An 18,241-nucleotide genomic window follows, 5' to 3' on the forward strand; every position below is an offset into this window, starting at 1 on the left:
CGAAGGCCTCGCTGTAGACCCAGGCCGCGACCCTGCCGTGGCCTGACGGCTCCGCTGTGCTGATGGCTTTCCTCCGCTGAACCGGGCAGTTGTGTACATCACGTGCGGCGTCAGGGTACAGCCCGTGGGAACGCCTGGGCTTTGACGTACGTTGAGAGGACGATGACTTCTGTGAGCACTCGCCCAGCAGCAGACGCGACCGCGTCGGTACCCTCCGGGGGCGGCGCCGACCTGCCCTGGCAGCCCCCGACCTGGGAAGAGATCGTGCGGGAGCACTCCGCACGCGTCTACCGGCTCGCCTACCGTCTGACCGGCAACAAGCAGGACGCCGAGGACCTGACGCAGGAGACCTTCATCCGGGTGTTCCGCTCGCTGTCCAGCTACACGCCGGGCACGTTCGAGGGCTGGCTGCATCGCATCACCACCAACCTCTTCCTGGACCAGGCGCGCCGCAAGAAGCGCATCCGCATGGAGGCGATGGGCGACGACGACGGCCACGTCGCCGACACCGGCGACTTCGGCCGGCCGGAGCGCGGGTACGAGCACGCCAACCTGGACCAGGACGTGCAGCGTGCGCTCGACGCCCTGCGCCCCGAGTACCGCGCCGCCGTGGTGCTCTGCGACATCGAGGGCCTCAGCTACGAGGAGATCGCCGTGACCCTGGGCGTCAAGCTCGGCACCGTGCGTTCCCGCATCCACCGGGCCCGCGCCCAGCTCCGCGACGCGCTGGAGCACCTCGCGCCGACGCGCGGGGGCGTGCGATGAGCCACCTCGGGGACCTGGTCAGCGCGCTGGCCGACGGCCAGCTCTCGCCCGCCGACACCGAGCGCGCCCTGTCCCACGTGACGATGTGCCGCCTGTGCGCCCGCGAGCTCGACACGGCCCGCGCGGCCCGGCGTGCGCTGTCGTCCGCCGCCGACGTCGTGCCCGACCCCGCCCTCACGGCCCGGCTGATGGCGCTCCAGGCGAGCATCCCGCCCACCGACGAGGACCCGCTGCGCCGCCCGTTCCTGGGCCCGGACCCGCTGGCCGCGCCGGTGTGGCCCGCCGGCCCGGGGTTAGGCGACTTCGACGGCCGCATCGACCGGCCGGCGCGCCGCCGCAGGGCCGCCCGCGTGACCGCGCTGGGCGTGGGCGGCGTCGGCGTGCTGGGCCTGGCCCTGTTCACGCTCGGCGACGTCCCCGTGGTGTCCCCGCAGCTCTCGGCGCAGACCAGCATGACCATGCTCGGCCGCACCGGTCCCGACGACGCCGCCGCGGGCCAGGACGTGCTCGCCGGGCTCGACGTGGACCCCGCCCAGGTCACGCCCGCCGCGCTCGACTGGGCCGCGGACAACGGCTGGGTGGCGCCCACCGACCTGCCCGCGGGCTACACGGTCTCGGCCATGCGCCTCGTGGGCGACCGGGGGCAGACGCTGGAGATCGACCTCACCGGCCCGTCGGGCCACGCCGTCGTGCGCGAGCGCGCGGGACAGCTCGCCCGGGGCGGCACGACCGTCGGCGGCGTCCAGGTGCTGGCCACGGAGCCGGCCCACGTGGCGTGGCAGTCCGACGACATGGTGGTCGACGTCGTCGCCGAGGCGCCGGAGGAGGTGCTGACGGAGCTCGTGGCATCCTTCGGTGAGCATGGCTACGATGCCGGGGTCCTGCCCCGCATCGCCCGCGGCTGGAACACCGTGACAGGAGCCATCGAGAGCCCATGACCGACGAGAACCCGTTCGCGCCCCCCACACCGCGTGCAGCAGTGCCCCCCGCGAACGAGCCGACGCCGGCCGCGGGGCGCCCGTCCGATCCCACGGGGGCACCGGCACAGCCGCCGGCGGCCGCCGAGCAGCCGACGGAGCAGCTCCCGCCCCAGCACCCGGCACCGCACCAGCCGGCACCGCACCACGCAGCGCCGCACCAGCCGGCCCGGCACCAGCCCACGCAGCAGCTTCCGGCGACGGGCTACCTGACCACGTTGCCCGCGCCGTCGACGGCCGGGCACGACGCGCACTCCGGCGCGGCGGCGCACTCCGGCACGGCGTCGCACGACGGCACCGGCCCGCACGACGGCGCCACCCCGCACGGCACCACGCCGTACGGCACGGCGCAGCCGCCCCGGTCGCGGCGCGGCCGGCTCGGCGCGGGCGCGGTCTCCGCCGTCGTGCTGCTGGGCCTGCTCGCGGGTGCGGGCGGCGGCGTCGGCGCCTACGCGCTGCTGGACTCCCGCGGTTCGGCGCGCCCGGCGGACGCCGCGCTGCCGCAGCCCGCCTCCGGGACCTCCCAGGTGGAGCGTCCCGAGGGCTCGGTCGCCGCCATCGCCGCGGCCGCGCTGCCGAGCGTGGTCTCGATCGAGGTGCGCGCCCCGCAGGGCGTGGCCACGGGTTCGGGCATGATCCTCAAGTCCGAGGGCTACATCCTCACGAACAACCACGTGGTCGCCGAGGCGGCCTCGGGGGCCGACGTGACGGTCACGTTCTCCGACGGGCACGAGCAGCCGGCCGAGCTGGTCGGCGCGACGCCGGACTACGACCTCGCCGTCATCCGCGTCGAGGAGACGGGTCTGGAGCCGCTCGTGCTGGGCGACTCCGACGACGTCGTGGTGGGCGACTCGGTGCTCGCCGTCGGCTCGCCGCTGGGCCTGGAGGCCACGGTCACCACGGGCATCGTCAGCGCGCTGCACCGTCCCGTGAAGGCGGGGGAGTCCGCGGAGGCCGCGTTCATCGACGCCATCCAGACGGACGCCGCGATCAACCCCGGCAACTCCGGCGGCCCGCTCGTCAACTCGGCGGGCGAGGTGATCGGCATCAACTCCGCCATCGCGCAGGGCCCGGGCACCACCACGGCCACCGGCAACATCGGCCTCGGCTTCGCCATCCCGTCCAACCAGGCGCGCCACACGGCGGAGCAGCTCATCGAGACGGGTACCGCGACGTTCCCGATCATCGGCGTGCTGCTGGACCCCAGCTACCAGGGCGAGGGCGTGCAGGTGTCCAAGGAGGCGCAGCAGGGCGCGCCCGCGGTGACGCCCGACGGCCCCGCCGACCAGGCCGGCATCAAGCCGGGCGACGTGATCCTCTCCGTGGACGGCCGTCCGGTGTCGGTCGCGGACGAGCTGATCGTCGCGATCCGCGCCAAGGCACCCGGCGACCCGGTGACGCTCCAGGTGCGGTCCGGCAAGAACGAGCGCGAGATCCGCGTGGTGCTCGAAGAGCGGTCGAGCGGCCAGTGAGCGCGGTTCATCCGGCGTTCCCCGGGCCGACCCACGACGCGAGTAGGCTCTGAGCGTGTTCGGAATCAACGGCTGGGAGTTCGTGATCATCCTCGTGGTCGCGATGCTCGTCATCGGCCCGGAGCGGCTGCCCACCTATGCGGAGCAGCTCGGCACGATGGTGCGCCGCGGCCGGGACCTGCTCCAGAACGCCAAGGCCCGCGTCGACGACGAGCTGGGCCCGGAGTTCAGCGACGTGGACTGGTCCAAGCTCGACCCGCGCCAGTACGACCCGCGCAAGATCGTCCGGGACGCCCTGCTCGACGACAGCCCGTCCGAGTACCCCCGGCCGGCCGCGGACGGCGCGGTGCGCAACGGCATGTCAGCGACGTCGGCCGGTCCGGCCGCGGAACCCGGGAAGGCGCCGTACGACGACGAAGCGACCTGAGGATTCGGTGAGCGCGCACGGACCTGCCAGAATGTTGGCCATGTCGTCCCACACCCCGACCGCGGCGGCCACGGCCCCCGCGGCCGACCAGCCCACCCGGAAGCGCATCTTCTCCGGGATGCAGCCCACCGACGGCTCGCTCCACCTGGGCAACTACATCGGTGCTCTGTCCCAGTGGATCGCGCTGCAGGACTCCTACGACGCGCTCTACTGCGTCGTCGACCTGCACGCGCTGACGGTCAGCCCGGACCCGGCGCTGCTGCGCGAGCGCACCCGCCGCACCGCCGCGCAGTACCTGGCCGGGGGCATCGACCCCGAGCGGTCGATCCTCTTCGTGCAGTCCCACGTGGCGGCGCACGCGGAGCTGGCGTGGCTGCTGAGCTGCCAGACCGGGTTCGGCGAGGCCGGGCGGATGACGCAGTTCAAGGACAAGTCCGCGAAGCAGGGCAGCGAGGGCACCACGGTCGGGCTCTTCACCTACCCGGTGCTGATGGCGGCCGACATCCTGCTGTACGACGCCGCCCTGGTCCCCGTGGGCGAGGACCAGCGCCAGCACCTGGAGCTCACCCGTGACCTCGCGGAGCGCCTGAACACCCGCTTCGGCGACGGCACCGCCGTCGTGCCGGACGCGCACATCGTCAAGGCCGTGGCGAAGATCCAGGACCTGCAGGACCCGAGCGCCAAGATGAGCAAGTCCAGCACGGGCGGCAAGGGCGTCGTCTGGCTGCTGGAGGACCCGAAGAAGGCGGTCAAGGCCATCAAGTCGGCCGTGACCGACGCCGACGAGTCCTACGGCGTGCGCTTCGACCCGGCCGAGAAGCCGGGCATCTCCAACCTCCTGACGATCTTCTCGGCCGTGACCGGCCGCGACATCGACTCGATCGCCAAGGAGTACGACGGCCGCGGCTACGGCTACCTCAAGGTGGACCTGGCCGACGCCGTCGTCGCCTTCCTCGAGCCGTTCCAGGCCCGGGCCGACACGTACCTCGCGGACCCCGCGCAGCTCGACAAGGTGCTGGCCGACGGCGCCGACCGGGCCCGCGCGATCGCCCGTCCCGTGCTGGACCGGATGTACGAACGGTTCGGGCTCCTGCCCGCGCGAGGCGAACGGTGAACCTGCCCGAGCGCGGACCGGGCCAGGTCCGCATCGGGATCGCGATCGAGATCCCGGAGCCCTACGCCGCGCAGCTCAGCGCGGCGCGGGTGGCTGCCGACGACCCGCTCGCGAACTTCATCCCCCCGCACATCACGCTGCTGGGGCCCACCCTGCTCGACGCCGGGCAGCTCGCCGAGGCGCGGGACCACCTGGCGGAAGTGGCCGCCGCCGCGCCGCCGTTCACGGTGCGGCTGCGCGGCACGGCCACGTTCCGGCCCGTCTCGCCCGTCGTGTTCGTGTCCCTTGCGCAGGGCATCTCCGAGTGCGAGCAGCTCGAGGCGAGCGTGCGCACGGGCATCCTGGACGGCGACCTGCGGTTCAACTACCACCCGCACGTGACCATCGCGCACGAGGTGCCGGACGCCGACCTCGACAAGGCGTTCGAGGCCATGGCGGACTACTCGGCCGACTTCGACGTCGACCGCTTCTACCAGTACGAGCACGGCGACGACGGCATCTGGCGGCCTCAGGCGGCGTTCCCGCTCGGCGCCGCCCCGACGTACCGCTGACCCCGCTCGTGATCCGCTGATGTCCCGCGCGTGTGCGGGCGCGCCGGCGGCCGGTTCCCGTCTAGTCTCGTCGCGATGAAGCGGCTGATCGAGCTCGGACGGGCGGTCTGGGCGACCTGGACGGCCACGCGCGCCGGACGGGCACTGCACCGGTACGACACGGCCAACGGCAGCGTGCTGTCCGGCGGCATGGCGTACGCGGCCCTGTTCTCCCTGTTCGCGGCCCTCGCGATCGGCTACACGGTGTTCGTCCGGGTGCTCGGCGGCGACAACGACCTGCGGGTGGCGGTCCTGGCCGAGGTGGACAGCTGGGTCCCGGGCCTCGTGGACACCGGCCACGGCGGCGTGCTCACGCCGACGGACCTCGTGCTCTCCACGGGCCTGAGCTGGACGTCCGTGATCGCGGCGGGCGTGCTGCTCTGGTCCGCCACGGGCTTCATGGGCGCGCTGCGCACCTCGGTGCGCGCGATGTTCGGCCTGACGGAGAGCGTGGGCAACCCCGTGACCGAGCGGCTGCGCCAGCTCCTGGGCTTCGTGGTCCTGAGCGCGGCCGTGCTGCTCTCCGCGGGTGCCAGCGTGGCGGCGTCGGCGGCCGTGCCGTGGGTGCTGGAGAGCCTGGGCCTGGACGGCGGCGCGGTGTCGGTCGCGGTGCGGGTGGGTGGGATCGTCGTGACGCTGGCGCTCGACGCCGCGGTGGTGGCCGCCGTCGTGCGCTACGTGGGCGGCGTGCGCGTGCCGCTGCGCGACCTGCTGACGGGGGCGGTGGCCGTCGGCGTCGTCTCCGGTGCCCTGCGCTACCTGGGCACCGAGGTGATCGCGAGCGCGGCCAACCGCAACGCCCTGCTGGCGTCGTTCGCCGTGGTGGTGACGGTGCTGCTGCTGGTCAACATCCTGGCCCGCGTGCTGCTCCTGGCGAGCGCCTGGATGGCGGACCCGCCGGCCGCGGCCAACGGGGACGACAAGGAGCAGGACGAGCAGGAGCAGGACGAGCCTGCGGACGAGGACAAGAACGAGGGCAAGAAGAACGGGGCGGCCTAGGACGTCGTCCCGGGCCGCCCCGCTCTTCCCCGAAGGATCAGAACGCGCGGGTGATCATCGCGCGCTTGACCTCCTGGATGGCCTTCGTGACCTCGATGCCGCGGGGGCAGGCCTCGGTGCAGTTGAAGGTCGTGCGGCAGCGCCACACGCCCTCCTTGTCGTTGAGGATCTCCAGGCGCTGCGAGCCACCCTCGTCACGGCTGTCGAAGATGAAGCGGTGCGCGTTCACGATCGCGGCCGGGCCGAAGTACTGGCCGTCCGTCCAGAAGACCGGGCAGGACGACGTGCACGCGGCGCACAGGATGCACTTGGTGGTGTCGTCGAACTTCGCGCGGTCCTCGGGGGACTGGTAGCGCTCCTTGGAGGGCTCGTTCCCGGAGGTGATGAGGAACGGCATGATCTCGCGGTAGGAGGCGAAGAACGGCTCCATGTCGACCACGAGGTCCTTGACGACGGGCAGGCCCTTGATGGGCTCGACCGTGATCGGCTTGTCCGGGTTGACGTCCTTCAGGAGCGTCTTGCAGGCCAGGCGGTTACGGCCGTTGATCCGCATCGCGTCCGAGCCGCACACCCCGTGGGCGCAGGAGCGGCGGAACGTGAGCGAGCCGTCCTCGTCCCACTTGATCTTGTGCAGGGCGTCGAGGATACGGTCCGTGCCGTGCGCCTCGACGGTGAAGTCCTGCCAGGTGGCCTCGTCGGACACCTCGGGGTTGAACCGCCGGACCCGCAGCGTGACCGTGAACGAGGGGATCTCGCCCGCGGGGTTCGGTGCGGCGGCTTCGAGTGTGGCAGTCATCAGTACTTACGCTCCATCGGCTCGTACCGGGTCTGGACAACGGGCTTGGAGCCCAGGACGACCTTGTAGCCGTCGAACTCCTCGACGTGGTCGAAGTAGCCCTCGACGTGACCCTCGGCCTGGTCCGACGCCTCGGGCGGGCGCCGGTAGGCCATGGTGTGCAGCATGTAGTTCGCGTCGTCGCGGTTCGGGAAGTCCTCGCGGTAGTGCCCGCCGCGCGACTCCTTGCGGTTGATGGCCGCGACCACGGTGACCTCGGCGATGTCGAGCAGGAAGCCCAGCTCGATCGCCTCCAGCAGGTCCGTGTTGAAGAGCTTGCCCTTGTCCTGCACGGACGCGTTGCGGTAGCGCTTCTGCAGCTCGCGGATGTCGGCCAGGGCCGCGTTCAGCGAGTCGCCCGTGCGGAACACCTGGGCGTTGAGGTCCATGGTGTCCTGCAGCGCCTTGCGGATGTCGGCCACCCGCTCGCCGTCGGGCCGGTTGCGCATCTCGTCGAGCTGCTCGACCACGCGGACGGTCGGGTCCTCCGGCAGGTCGTGGAACTCGGCCGTCTTCGCGTACGCGGCGGCCGCCCGGCCGGAGCGCTTGCCGAACACGTTGATGTCGAGCAGCGAGTTGGTGCCGAGGCGGTTGGACCCGTGCACGGACACGCACGCGACCTCACCGGCGGCGTAGAGGCCCTTGACGACGTTGACGCCGTCGCGGAGCACCTCGCCCTTGATGTTGGTCGGCACGCCGCCCATGGCGTAGTGCGCCGTCGGGTAGACGGGGACCGGCTCGGTGTACGGCTCGATGCCGAGGTAGGTGCGCGCGAACTCCGTGATGTCCGGGAGCTTGGCGTCGATGTGCGCCGGCTCCAGGTGCGTCAGGTCGAGCAGCACGTAGTCCTTGTTCGGGCCGGCGCCGCGGCCCTCGCGGACCTCGTTCGCCATGGACCGGGCCACGATGTCGCGCGGCGCGAGGTCCTTGATGGTCGGGGCGTAGCGCTCCATGAAGCGCTCACCCTCCGAGTTGCGCAGGATGCCGCCCTCGCCGCGAGCGGCCTCCGACAGGAGGATGCCCAGGCCCGCGAGGCCTGTCGGGTGGAACTGGAAGAACTCCATGTCCTCCAGCGGCAGGCCGCGGCGGTAGGCCAGCGCCATGCCGTCACCGGTCAGGGTGTGCGCGTTGGAGGTGGTCTTGAAGATCTTCCCGGCGCCGCCCGTGGCGAAGATGATCGACTTGGCCTGGAACACGTGGATCTCGCCGGTCGCGAGGTCGTAGGCGACGACGCCGGTCGCGTTGACCTCCTCGCCGTCCGCGATCTCCTCGGAGGTGAGGTCGTGGTCGGTGATGAGGTCCAGCACGTAGAACTCGTTGAAGAACTCCACGTCCTGCTTGACGCAGTTCTGGTAGAGCGTCTGGAGGATCATGTGGCCGGTGCGGTCGGCCGCGTAGCACGCGCGGCGCACGGCCGACTGGCCGTGGTCACGGGTGTGCCCGCCGAAGCGGCGCTGGTCGATCTTGCCCTCGGGGGTGCGGTTGAACGGGAGGCCCATCCGCTCCAGGTCGAGGACCGACTCGATGGCTTCCTTCGCGAGGATCTCGGCCGCGTCCTGGTCGACGAGGTAGTCGCCGCCCTTGACGGTGTCGAACGTGTGCCATTCCCAGTTGTCGTCCTCGACGTTGGCGAGGGCCGCGGCCATGCCGCCCTGGGCGGCACCGGTGTGGGAACGGGTGGGGTACAGCTTGGAGATCACCGCGGTGCGGGCCTCCTTCGACGACTCGAGGGCGGCACGCATTCCTGCGCCGCCGGCGCCGACGATCACGACGTCGTACTGATGGGTCTGCATCGGGCTCGATGCCTCCTGCTATGAGGTTCGGAGTGTGGGGCTGGGGGAGGTGCCGGTCCGGCGCGGTGCGCTCGGGCCGTGGGTGCTCAGGCCGTGCAGAACGAGGCGAGCAGCTCCGCGGAAGCGTCCGGCGGGCACGGGTCGAACGTGAAGATGACCAGGGTGCCCAGCACGACCACGACGGTGAACGCCAGGAGGAGCAGGCCCTTGAGGATGCCGCGCGTCAGGTCCCGGGTGGCGTAGTCGTTGATGATGGTCCGCACGCCGTTCGTGCCGTGGATCATCGCGAGCCACAGCATGAGGAGGTCCCAGACCTGCCACATCGGGTTGGCCCACTTGCCGGCCACGAAGCCGAAGTCGATGGCGTGCACGCCGTCGCCGACCATCAGGTTCACGAAGAGGTGGCCGAAGATCAGGACGATCAGCACGACGCCGGACGCCCGCATGAAGACCCAGGAGTACAGCTCGTAGTTGCCGCGCGTCGTCTTGCGGCGCACGTACGGGGAGCGGGGGGAGTCGACCTTCGCCACCGCTGCGGTTCCGTGTGCCATCAGTGACCCCCGGTGAAGACGTTGATGAGGTGCCGCGGCAGGAAGCCCGCCATCGTCACGACGAACAGGCCGACGACGACCCACAGCATGACCTTCTGGTACTTGGGGCCCTTGGCCCAGAAGTCCACGAGCATGATGCGGATGCCGTTGAAGGCGTGGAAGACGATCGCCGCCACGAGCCCGGCCTCGCCGATCCCCATGATCGGGGTCTGGTAGGTGCCGATCGCGGCGTTGTACGCCTCGGGGGACACGCGTACCAGGGCCGTGTCGAGCACGTGCACGAGCAAGAAGAAGAAGATCAGCACGCCGGTCACGCGGTGCGCGACCCACGACCACATGCCTTCTCGGCCGCGGTACAACGTGCCTGCTGGTGCGGTGGGCACTTCGGGAGCCTCCTATGGCTGTCCGGCTGGGGGTGGCTGGTCCCCACTGTAATGACAAAGGATCGTCTCGATCGCCGCCCGGCAGCCCTCACGGGCATCAAGACACGGCATTTGTGACTGATCCCACAGGGGAGATGTCGCGCCTCGGGCACCCGTCAGGTTGCTCGTGCGTTCGTGCCCGGACCCGACCCTGAGATCAGCCAGGGTTCGCCCGGAACCGGGCGAGTCATGGCTGCGAGTTCGGTGTCCGGCTGACATCCTGCGGGGCATGACTTCGGCCGCCGCCCTATCGTCCCCGATCGACGACTTCTTCGCAGTGGTACCAGCCGGCGGGTCCGGCACGAGGCTCTGGCCGCTGTCCCGCGGCGGGGAGCCCAAGTTCCTGCACGACCTCGTGGGCGCGGGCGAGTCCCTGCTCCAGGCCACCGAGCGCCGGCTGCGCCCGCTGGCCGGGCCCGACGGCGTCGTCCTGGTCACGGGCGAGCAGCACGTCGCCGCCTGCCGCGCCCAGCTCCCCGGCCTGTCGGAGGACGCGGTGCTCGCCGAGCCCTCGCCGCGCGAGTCCATGGCGGCGATCGGGCTGGCCGCGGCCGTGCTGGAGAAGCGGCACGGCGACGTGGTGATCGGGTCGTTCGCGGCGGACCACGTGATCCACGGGACGCGCGCGTTCGAGCTGGCGGTGCGTGAGGCCGTGTCCGCCGCGCGGGCCGGCTACGTCACCACCGTCGGCATCGCCGCCTCCCGGCCGTCGACGGCGTTCGGCTACGTGCGCTCGGGCGAGCCGCTGGGTGTCGAGGGCGCGCCGCACACGCTGCACGTGCGCGGGTTCACGGAGAAGCCGGACGCCGCCACGGCCCGCACCTACCTCGCCTCGGGCGAGTACCGCTGGAACGCTGGCATGTTCGTCGCGCGCACCTCCGTGCTGCTGGGGCACCTGGCCGAGCAGCGCCCCGAGCTGCACGACGGGCTGCGCACGGTCGCCGACGCGTGGGACACCCCGCGCCGCGCCGCGGTGCTCGCCGAGGTGTGGCCGGGCCTGGAGAAGATCGCGATCGACCACGCGGTGGCGGAGCCGGTCGCCGAGACCGGCGGGGTCGCCGTCGTGCCGGGCACGTTCGGGTGGGACGACGTCGGCGACTACAACTCGCTCGCCGTGCTGCTGCCGTCCGACGACGACCGCGGCGCCAAGGTGCTGGGCGACCCGGGCGACGTGCTGCGCATCGAGAGCGCCGGCTCCGTGGTGGTGCCGGCGTCGGGCCGCCTGGTCACGGTGCTCGGGCTGGACGACGTCGTCGTCGTCGACACGCCCGACGCGCTCCTGGTGACCACGCGCGCCCGTGCGCAGCAGGTCAAGGACGTGGTGGCGGCGGTCCGCGAACGGGGCAGGGAAGATCTGCTCTGAATCAAGGATCTTTCCCTGATGTCTCACAGTTGTCCGCATGGTGGGACGCTTCCCCCGTTGCCGTGTCTCGCGAGGCGGACAGCGCTACCGTGAGAGGCGTGAACCCGACCCAGCAGCCCGTCACTCTCGCCGATTTCGATCAGATCGTTTCGCGCGATCAGATGCCGGTCGGCGACGTGCCCGGGGGCAACGCGACGGACGTCGTCGCAGGTCTGGCGGCTCGCGTGGGCGAGTTGACGGACGGGTTCGACACCGAGCTGGTCGCGTTCCGCCGCGACGTGCACCGGCACCCGGAGCTGTCGCGCAAGGAGACGCGCACCACGGCGCTGCTGATCGAGCGCCTGCGGGCCGCCGGGCTGGGCCCGCGCCCGCTGCCGATCGGCTCCGGCCTGGTCTGCGACATCGGCCCCGACCACGGGCCGGACGGCGAGGGCCGGGTGGGCCTGCGCGCCGACCTCGACGCCCTGCCGCTGCACGAGACGAGCGGCGTCGACTTCGCCTCGACCCAGCCGGGCGTCGCGCACGCCTGCGGCCACGACGTGCACACCACGGTGGTGCTCGGCGCCGGCCTGGTGCTCGCCCGTCTGCAGGAGGAGGGGCGGCTGCGGCGCGGCGTCCGGCTCTTCTTCCAGCCCGCCGAGGAGGTCTTCCCCGGCGGCGCGGAGGACATCATCAACCGCACCTCCGAGCTGGACGGCGTGGACCGGATGGCCGCGCTGCACTGCGACCCGAAGTTCGACGTCGGCCACGTGGGCACGCGCATCGGGCCCATCACCTCCGCGAGCGACTCCGTCATGGTGACCATTTCCTCGCCCGGCGGCCACACCTCCCGCCCGCACCTCACGGGCGACGTCGTGTTCGCGCTCGGCCAGGTCATCACGCAGACGCCCGCCGTCCTCGGCCGCCGGCTCGACCCGCGCTCGGGCGTGAACCTCACCTGGGGCGCGGTCCAGGCCGGCTCCACGCCGAACGCGATCCCGTCGACCGGCATCCTCAAGGGCACGCTGCGCTGCCTCGACGTGCGGGCCTGGGAGAAGGCCGGCGAGCTCGTGCGCGAGGCCGTCGAGCAGGTCGTGGCCCCGTACCAGGTGGACATCTCGGTGACCGTGACGCACGGCGTGCCGCCCGTCGAGAACGAGGCCGAGTCGACCCTGGACCTGGAGGCCGCGATCCGCGACGCCGTCGGCCCCGACGCCGTGCAGCTCACCGAGCAGTCCATGGGCGGCGAGGACTTCGCCTGGTACCTGCGCAAGGTGCCCGGCACGATGGCGCGCCTCGGCGTCCGCACCCCGGGCGGCCGCACCTACGACCTGCACCAGGGCGACCTGGTCGTGGACGAGCGCGCGATCGGCGTCGGCGTACGGACACTCGCGCAGTTCGCTGCCTCCTGAGCAAGAACTTGTTGCTGTCGATGACGCTTCGGTAACGACTTACTCCGGTTACCGTCTCGAAACGCGAAATGCCAGATGCGCTAGTTACCCTCGGTGCGGTATAGGGCCCCAGACCCGTCTGGACCAGCGCCCTCTGGATCATCGAAGGAGCACCAGTGAAGAAGGCTGTCTGGCTCACCGCCCTTGCGGGAGCAACGGCGCTCGCGCTGTCGGCGTGCGGCGCCGCCCCGGAGGAGTCCACTGGTGGCGAGAGCGCCGCCGCCAGTGACTTCAAGCCCTGCATCGTCTCGGACGCGGGCGGCTTCGACGACAAGAGCTTCAACCAGCTCAGCTTCGAGGGCGCCACCGCGGGGGCCGAGGAGCTCGGCACCGACCTCGTCGACGTCCAGTCGACGTCGGAGAGCGACTACAAGGGCAACGTCGAGTCCCTCGTGGCCGAGGGCTGCAACGCCATCGTGACCGTCGGCTTCGCGCTGTCCGCCACGACCATCGAGTCGGCGACCGCGAACCCGGACGTCGACTACATCATCATCGACGACGCGGCCGACGCGGACTTCGACGGCCAGGCCGACGCGGAGAACATCAAGCCGCTGCTGTACGACACGGCCCAGGCCGCGTTCCTCGCGGGCTACCTCGCCGCCGGCTACTCGGAGGCCGGCAAGGTCGGCACCTTCGGTGGCATGGACTTCCCGACCGTCACCATCTTCATGGACGGCTTCAAGCAGGGCGTCGACTACTACAACGAGACCAAGGGCGAGAACGTCGAGCTCGTGGGCTGGGACGGCAAGAAGGGCTCGTTCACGGGCGGCTTCGCGGCCGACCCGGCGGCGAAGCAGACCGCGCAGAACGTCCTGGACCAGGGCGTCGACGTGATCCTGCCCGTCGGTGGCCCGATCTACCAGTCCGCGATGGACGCCATCGCCGACTCGGGCGAGGACGTCGCCCTGGTGGGCGTCGACGCCGACTTCTACGAGTCGGACCCGACCACCCAGGACCTGGTCCTCACCTCCATCCTCAAGGGCATGGACGTCTCGACGCAGGAGGCCGTGGTCGCCTCGGGCAACGACGAGTTCGACCCGACGCCGTACGTGGGCACCCTCGAGAACGGCGGCGTGGACCTCGCCCCGCTGCACAACTTCGAGGACAAGGTGGACCCGGCCCTGTGGGAAGAGGTCCAGGCCCTCAAGGAGTCGATCATCGCCGGTGACGTCACGGTGGAGTCCTACCTCGCCCAGTGACGTCCTGAGCCAGGGCTGTCGCGACTGAACGAGCGAGAGCCAGGACTTGACGCAAGATGGTCCCGGGGGGCACGGTACGCGCCGTGCGCCCCGGGACCTGTCATGAGCAGGACCCCTTTTCGGGAAGGATTCCTATGCGGCTCGAGCTGCGCGGCATCACCAAGCGCTTCGGCGCGCTCGTCGCGAACGACCACATCGACCTGGTCGTCCAGCCAGGCGAGATCCACTCGCTCCTGGGCGAGAACGGGGCTGGCAAGTCCACCCTGATGAACGTGCTGTACGGCCTGTACGAGGCCGACGAGGGCGAGATCCTGCTGGACGACGTCGTCCAGAGCTTCGCCGGACCCGGCGACGCCATGGGTGCGGGCATCGGCATGGTGCACCAGCACTTCATGCTCGTGCCCGTCTTCACCGTGGCGGAGAACGTCATGCTCGGTCACGAGCAGACCCGCGGCGGCGGCCGGCTCGACCTGGAGGCGGCCCGCGCCCAGGTGCGCGAGATCTCCGCCCGCTTCGGCTTCCACGTGGACCCCGACGCCGTGGTCGAGGACCTCCCCGTGGGCGTGCAGCAGCGGGTCGAGATCATCAAGGCGCTCTCTCGCAACGCCGACGTGCTGGTCTTCGACGAGCCGACGGCGGTGCTCACGCCGCAGGAGACCGACGAGCTGATGGCGATCATGCGCCAGCTCCGCGACGAGGGCTCCGCGATCGTGTTCATCACCCACAAGCTGCGCGAGGTGCGCGCCGTCGCCGACCGGATCACCGTGATCCGGCACGGCAAGGTCGTGGGCGAGGCCAGCCCGACGGCGTCGGACGCGGAGCTCGCCTCCCTCATGGTGGGCCGCTCCGTGCAGCTGACCGTGCAGAAGGAGCAGCCCACCCTCCGGGACAACGGGCTGACGGTCACCGACCTGGTGGTCACCAGCGAGTCCGGTGTGGTCGTGGTCGACGACGTCAGCTTCGAGGTGCGCGGCGGCGAGGTGCTCGTGATCGCGGGCGTGCAGGGCAACGGCCAGACCGAGCTCACCGAGGCCCTGATCGGCCTGCAGGGCGACGTGTCCGGCAGCATCGCGCTCGACGGCAAGGAGCTGGTGGGCCGGTCGGTGCGCCGCATCCTCGACCAGGGCGTGGGCTTCGTGCCCGAGGACCGCACCCTCGACGGCCTGATCGGCGAGTTCACCATCGCCGAGAACCTCATGCTCGACCGCACCGACGGCCCGCCGTTCGTGAAGGCGGGCGCGCTGCAGCTCGCGCACCGCGACCGGTTCGCCGACGAGAAGGTCGCCGAGTTCGACGTCCGCACGCAGAGCATCACCACGCCCGTGGGCCGCCTGTCGGGCGGCAACCAGCAGAAGGTGGTGCTCGCCCGCGAGCTGTCCCGCGACCTGCGCCTGTTCATCGCGGCGCAGCCGACGCGCGGCGTGGACGTGGGCTCCATCGAGTTCATCCACAAGCGGATCGTCGCCACGCGCGACGCCGGCGTGCCGGTCGTGGTGGTCTCCACCGAGCTGGACGAGGCGGTGGCCCTGGCCGACCGCATCATGGTGATGTACCGCGGCAAGGTCGTGGGCATCGTGCCCGCCGACACCCCGCGTGACGTGCTGGGCCTGATGATGGCGGGGATCTCGCCGGAGGAAGCGAAGGGAGAGGTCGCGTGAGCGCGCCCGAATCGAGCCCGGGGAACAACCCTGAGCAGGAGCCGGGCCTCGACCCCGGCACCGCCGAGGAGCTGGAGCAGGAGCGGGCCCGCGAGCTGGGCACCCCGGCCGACGACGCCATGCCGGACACCGAGAGCCGTCTGGCCAAGGCCCTGCAGCAGACGATGAGCAGCCCCTGGACGGTGTCCGTGGGCGCCGTCCTGCTCGCCGTGCTGGCGGGCTCCATCATGATCGCCTTCACCGACGAGGAGGTGAAGGCGACGTCGGCGTACTTCTTCGCGCGGCCCGCCGACACCCTCGTCGCCATCGGCCAGGCGGTCGGCGGCGCGTACTCCGCGCTGTTCCGCGGGTCCGTCGTGAACCTGCAGGCACCGGACTTCGTGACCGCGATCCGGCCGCTGACGGAGACGCTCAGCTACGCGACCCCGCTCATCGCGGCCGGTCTCGGCGTGGCCCTCGCGTTCCGCGCCGGCCTGTTCAACATCGGTGGCCAGGGGCAGATGCTCGTGGCGGCCGCCGCAGCCGGCTGGGTGGGCTTCGGCGTCAGCGGGGTGCCGTTCCCGCTGCACCTGCTGCTGGCCATCGTGGCCGGCATCGCCGCGGGCGCGGTGTGGGCCGGGATCGCGGGCGTGCTCAAGGCCCGCACCGGGGCGCACGAGGTGATCGTCACGATCATGCTCAACTACGTCGCGTTCTACCTGATCTCGTACTTCCTGGCGACGCCGGGCCTGCTGCAGGCCCCCGGCTCGTCCAACCCGAAGACGCCGCCGACGCCCGAGTCGGCCCAGCTCCCGGCACTCCTGGGCGACCGGTTCAACCTGACCTGGGGCTTCGTCCTGGCGGTGCTGGCCGTGGTCGGCGTGTGGTGGCTGCTCAACCGGTCCTCGACCGGCTTCGCGTTCCGCGCCGTCGGCGAGAACCCGCGCGCCGCGCGCGTGGCGGGCATCGACACCGGGCGCGCCACCATCAACGTGATGCTCGTGGCCGGTGGCCTGGTCGGCCTGGCCGGCGCCTCGCAGGTGCTCGGCGGCGTCACCACGGGCTTCAGCTCCGACATCGACGCCGGGATCGGGTTCGACGCGATCACGGTCGCGCTGCTCGGCGGATCCAACCCGTGGGGCGTGCTCGCGGCCGGCATCCTGTTCGGCGCCTTCAAGGCGGGCGGCACCACCATGCAGGCCGCCGAGGGTGTCCCGAGCGACATCGTGCTCGTCGTCCAGTCGCTCATCGTGCTGTTCATCGCCGCGCCGCCGCTGGTGCGGGCGATCTTCCGGCTGCCCGACCCGAACCGGCGTCGGGCACCGAAGAAGGCCAAGGCCGCCCGGAACCGGAAGGAGGCGGCCGCGTGAGCGCCGACCACCAGACCACCCAGCTCGACGCACCGCTGTCGGAGACGACGCGGACCGTGACGGTCGTGTCGTGGAAGACGGCGGGCGTGCTGCTCACCGTGACCGCGCTCTACGCGCTCCTGCTGCTCGCCGTGCCGCACTCGGGCGACACCCGGTTCCTGCTGTCCCAGCGCAACGACTTCTTCCAGATCCCCGTGATCGTGCTGCCCGCGGCGGTGTTCGCCTGGGTGTGCGGCGCGGTGATGATCGCGGTGACGGTCGTCGCCTTCGTGCTCACGGCACGCGGACGCCGGACGTCGCTCTGGCTCGTCGTGCTCTTCTCGCTGGCCGGGCTGCTCGGCTTCCTGGCCTGGGCCGGCGCGGGCAGCCCCCGTGACCTGTCGATCGTGGGCCTGCTCGGCGGCGCCGTGCTGTGGTCCGTCCCGTTCGTGTACGGCGCCCTGGGCGGCGTGATCGGCGAGCGGGCCGGCGTGGTCAACATCGCGATCGAGGCGCAGCTCCTCGGCGCGGCGTTCACCGCGGCGATCGTCTCCTCGATCACGAACAGCGCCCTGGCCGGCCTGGTCGCGGCCGTGGCGGCGGGCGCACTCGTGGCGCTCGTGCTCGGCGTCTTCGCGATCACGTACCACGTGAACCAGGTGATCGTCGGTGTGGTGCTCAACGTGCTCGTCGTCGGCCTGACCAGCTTCCTGTACTCGCAGCTGCTCGTGCCCAGCGCCGAGACGCTGAACTCGACCACCCGGTTCCAGTCCATCCCGATCCCGGTGCTGTCGGACATCCCCGTGCTGGGCCCGATCCTGTTCGACCAGCCGCTGCTCATCTACCTGATGTTCGTGGCCGTGCCCACCGTCTGGTACACGCTCAACCGCACCCGCTGGGGCCTGCGGCTGCGCGCCGTGGGCGAGCACCCGAAGGCCGCCGACACGGTCGGCATCGACGTGGTGCGCACCCGGTACAACGCGGTGCTCGTCGCCGGTGCCGTGGCGGGCCTGGGCGGCGCGTTCTACACGACCGTCCAGCTCAGCCAGTTCGGCGAGAACATGACCGGCGGCGCCGGCTACATCGCCCTGGCGGCCGTCATCTTCGGCAAGTGGGACCCGGTGCGCGCCGCGTTCGCGGGCCTGCTGTTCGGCTTCGCGTCGAACCTGCAGAACGTGCTGTCCGTGGTGGGGTCGCCCGTGCCCAGCCAGTTCATGCTGATGATCCCGTACGTCGTCACCCTGCTCGCGGTCGCGGGCCTGGTCGGGCGCTCGCGCCCGCCGGCCGCGTCGGGCGAGCCGTACGTCAAGGGTTGAGG

The 18,241-nt window shown here is 71.5% G+C and carries 17 protein-coding genes; 13 read left to right on the forward strand and 4 right to left on the reverse strand.

Going from position 1 to position 18,241, the window contains the following annotated elements; genetic code table 11:
• Positions 1-162 precede the first annotated feature (162 nt).
• From sigE to FHX71_RS01090, 7 genes are all read left to right on the forward strand, one after another.
• Positions 163-765 (forward strand): RNA polymerase sigma factor SigE, encoded by a 603-nt coding sequence (gene sigE, locus FHX71_RS01060; protein ID WP_182614029.1) that lies wholly within the window; start codon positions 163-165, stop codon positions 763-765.
• Complete coding sequence (locus FHX71_RS01065; protein WP_182614030.1) at positions 762-1,703, forward strand: zf-HC2 domain-containing protein; 942 nt, start codon at positions 762-764, stop codon at positions 1,701-1,703. Before sigE ends, FHX71_RS01065 begins: the two co-directional genes overlap by 4 nt.
• Positions 1,700-3,214: a S1C family serine protease gene (locus tag FHX71_RS01070; protein ID WP_182614031.1), complete on the forward strand. Its 1,515-nt coding sequence runs from the start codon at positions 1,700-1,702 to the stop codon at positions 3,212-3,214. Before FHX71_RS01065 ends, FHX71_RS01070 begins: the two co-directional genes overlap by 4 nt.
• A 55-nt stretch (positions 3,215-3,269) precedes the next feature.
• Complete coding sequence (locus tag FHX71_RS01075) at positions 3,270-3,641, forward strand: twin-arginine translocase TatA/TatE family subunit (protein ID WP_182614032.1); 372 nt, start codon at positions 3,270-3,272, stop codon at positions 3,639-3,641.
• A 40-nt stretch (positions 3,642-3,681) separates the two neighbouring features.
• Positions 3,682-4,755: a tryptophan--tRNA ligase gene (gene trpS, locus FHX71_RS01080; protein ID WP_182614033.1), complete on the forward strand. Its 1,074-nt coding sequence runs from the start codon at positions 3,682-3,684 to the stop codon at positions 4,753-4,755.
• Entirely contained in the window at positions 4,752-5,306 is a 555-nt protein-coding gene (locus FHX71_RS01085; protein ID WP_182614034.1) for a 2'-5' RNA ligase family protein, read from the forward strand. The genes trpS and FHX71_RS01085 overlap by 4 nt, the downstream gene beginning before the upstream one ends.
• Positions 5,307-5,381: 75 nt before the next feature.
• Positions 5,382-6,344, forward strand: a complete 963-nt coding sequence (locus FHX71_RS01090; protein ID WP_182614035.1) for a YihY/virulence factor BrkB family protein — start codon at positions 5,382-5,384, stop codon at positions 6,342-6,344.
• A 37-nt stretch (positions 6,345-6,381) separates the two neighbouring features.
• On the opposite strand, the gene FHX71_RS01095 is transcribed toward FHX71_RS01090, so the two are convergent.
• The 4 genes from FHX71_RS01095 to sdhC form a co-directional block, all read right to left on the reverse strand.
• On the reverse strand, positions 6,382-7,140 hold the full coding sequence (locus FHX71_RS01095) for a succinate dehydrogenase iron-sulfur subunit (RefSeq protein ID WP_182614036.1): 759 nt from the start codon (positions 7,138-7,140) through the stop codon (positions 6,382-6,384).
• Positions 7,140-8,972 carry a succinate dehydrogenase flavoprotein subunit gene (gene sdhA / locus FHX71_RS01100; RefSeq protein ID WP_182614037.1) on the reverse strand — a complete coding sequence of 611 codons (1,833 nt, stop codon included), beginning with the start codon at positions 8,970-8,972 and terminating at the stop codon, positions 7,140-7,142. The genes FHX71_RS01095 and sdhA overlap by 1 nt, the downstream gene beginning before the upstream one ends.
• Before the next feature lie 86 nt (positions 8,973-9,058).
• The gene (locus FHX71_RS01105) at positions 9,059-9,523 is read right to left on the reverse strand and encodes a succinate dehydrogenase hydrophobic membrane anchor subunit (RefSeq protein ID WP_182614038.1); all 465 of its coding nucleotides are present in this window, start codon (positions 9,521-9,523) and stop codon (positions 9,059-9,061) included.
• Positions 9,523-9,906: a succinate dehydrogenase, cytochrome b556 subunit gene (sdhC, locus tag FHX71_RS01110; RefSeq protein WP_182614039.1), complete on the reverse strand. Its 384-nt coding sequence runs from the start codon at positions 9,904-9,906 to the stop codon at positions 9,523-9,525. The genes FHX71_RS01105 and sdhC overlap by 1 nt, the downstream gene beginning before the upstream one ends.
• A 268-nt stretch (positions 9,907-10,174) precedes the next feature.
• On the opposite strand from sdhC, the gene FHX71_RS01115 reads away from it, so the two are divergent.
• From FHX71_RS01115 to FHX71_RS01140, 6 genes are all read left to right on the forward strand, one after another.
• Positions 10,175-11,308, forward strand: a complete 1,134-nt coding sequence (locus FHX71_RS01115) for a mannose-1-phosphate guanylyltransferase (protein ID WP_182614040.1) — start codon at positions 10,175-10,177, stop codon at positions 11,306-11,308.
• 161 nt (positions 11,309-11,469) lie between these two features.
• Positions 11,470-12,699, forward strand: coding sequence for an amidohydrolase (locus FHX71_RS01120; protein WP_182618384.1), 1,230 nt, complete (start codon positions 11,470-11,472; stop codon positions 12,697-12,699).
• Positions 12,700-12,854: 155 nt separating this feature from the next.
• Positions 12,855-13,937, forward strand: coding sequence for a BMP family lipoprotein (locus FHX71_RS01125; RefSeq protein WP_182614041.1), 1,083 nt, complete (start codon positions 12,855-12,857; stop codon positions 13,935-13,937).
• 134 nt (positions 13,938-14,071) lie between these two features.
• Positions 14,072-15,595 carry an ABC transporter ATP-binding protein gene (locus FHX71_RS01130; RefSeq protein WP_182614042.1) on the forward strand — a complete coding sequence of 508 codons (1,524 nt, stop codon included), beginning with the start codon at positions 14,072-14,074 and terminating at the stop codon, positions 15,593-15,595.
• Positions 15,592-16,944 (forward strand): ABC transporter permease, encoded by a 1,353-nt coding sequence (locus FHX71_RS01135; protein ID WP_182614043.1) that lies wholly within the window; start codon positions 15,592-15,594, stop codon positions 16,942-16,944. The genes FHX71_RS01130 and FHX71_RS01135 overlap by 4 nt, the downstream gene beginning before the upstream one ends.
• Positions 16,941-18,239, forward strand: coding sequence for an ABC transporter permease (locus FHX71_RS01140; protein ID WP_182614044.1), 1,299 nt, complete (start codon positions 16,941-16,943; stop codon positions 18,237-18,239). The genes FHX71_RS01135 and FHX71_RS01140 overlap by 4 nt, the downstream gene beginning before the upstream one ends.
• The last annotated feature ends 2 nt before the right edge of the window (positions 18,240-18,241 follow it).

This window comes from Promicromonospora sukumoe, from assembly GCF_014137995.1.
GTDB lineage: Bacteria > Actinomycetota > Actinomycetes > Actinomycetales > Cellulomonadaceae > Promicromonospora > Promicromonospora sukumoe.

What these genes read in the sequence shown, in the direction of transcription:
- sigE (WP_182614029.1), top strand. Translation starts at nt 163, where the DNA reads ATGACTTCTGTGAGCACTCGCCCAGCAGCAGACGCGACCGCGTCGGTA.
- FHX71_RS01065 (WP_182614030.1), top strand. Translation starts at nt 762, where the DNA reads ATGAGCCACCTCGGGGACCTGGTCAGCGCGCTGGCCGACGGCCAGCTC.
- FHX71_RS01070 (WP_182614031.1), top strand. Translation starts at nt 1,700, where the DNA reads ATGACCGACGAGAACCCGTTCGCGCCCCCCACACCGCGTGCAGCAGTG.
- trpS (WP_182614033.1), top strand. Translation starts at nt 3,682, where the DNA reads ATGTCGTCCCACACCCCGACCGCGGCGGCCACGGCCCCCGCGGCCGAC.
- FHX71_RS01090 (WP_182614035.1), top strand. Translation starts at nt 5,382, where the DNA reads ATGAAGCGGCTGATCGAGCTCGGACGGGCGGTCTGGGCGACCTGGACG.
- FHX71_RS01095 (WP_182614036.1), bottom strand. Translation starts at nt 7,140, where the DNA reads ATGACTGCCACACTCGAAGCCGCCGCACCGAACCCCGCGGGCGAGATC.
- sdhA (WP_182614037.1), bottom strand. Translation starts at nt 8,972, where the DNA reads ATGCAGACCCATCAGTACGACGTCGTGATCGTCGGCGCCGGCGGCGCA.
- FHX71_RS01105 (WP_182614038.1), bottom strand. Translation starts at nt 9,523, where the DNA reads ATGGCACACGGAACCGCAGCGGTGGCGAAGGTCGACTCCCCCCGCTCC.
- FHX71_RS01115 (WP_182614040.1), top strand. Translation starts at nt 10,175, where the DNA reads ATGACTTCGGCCGCCGCCCTATCGTCCCCGATCGACGACTTCTTCGCA.
- FHX71_RS01120 (WP_182618384.1), top strand. Translation starts at nt 11,470, where the DNA reads ATGCCGGTCGGCGACGTGCCCGGGGGCAACGCGACGGACGTCGTCGCA.
- FHX71_RS01130 (WP_182614042.1), top strand. Translation starts at nt 14,072, where the DNA reads ATGCGGCTCGAGCTGCGCGGCATCACCAAGCGCTTCGGCGCGCTCGTC.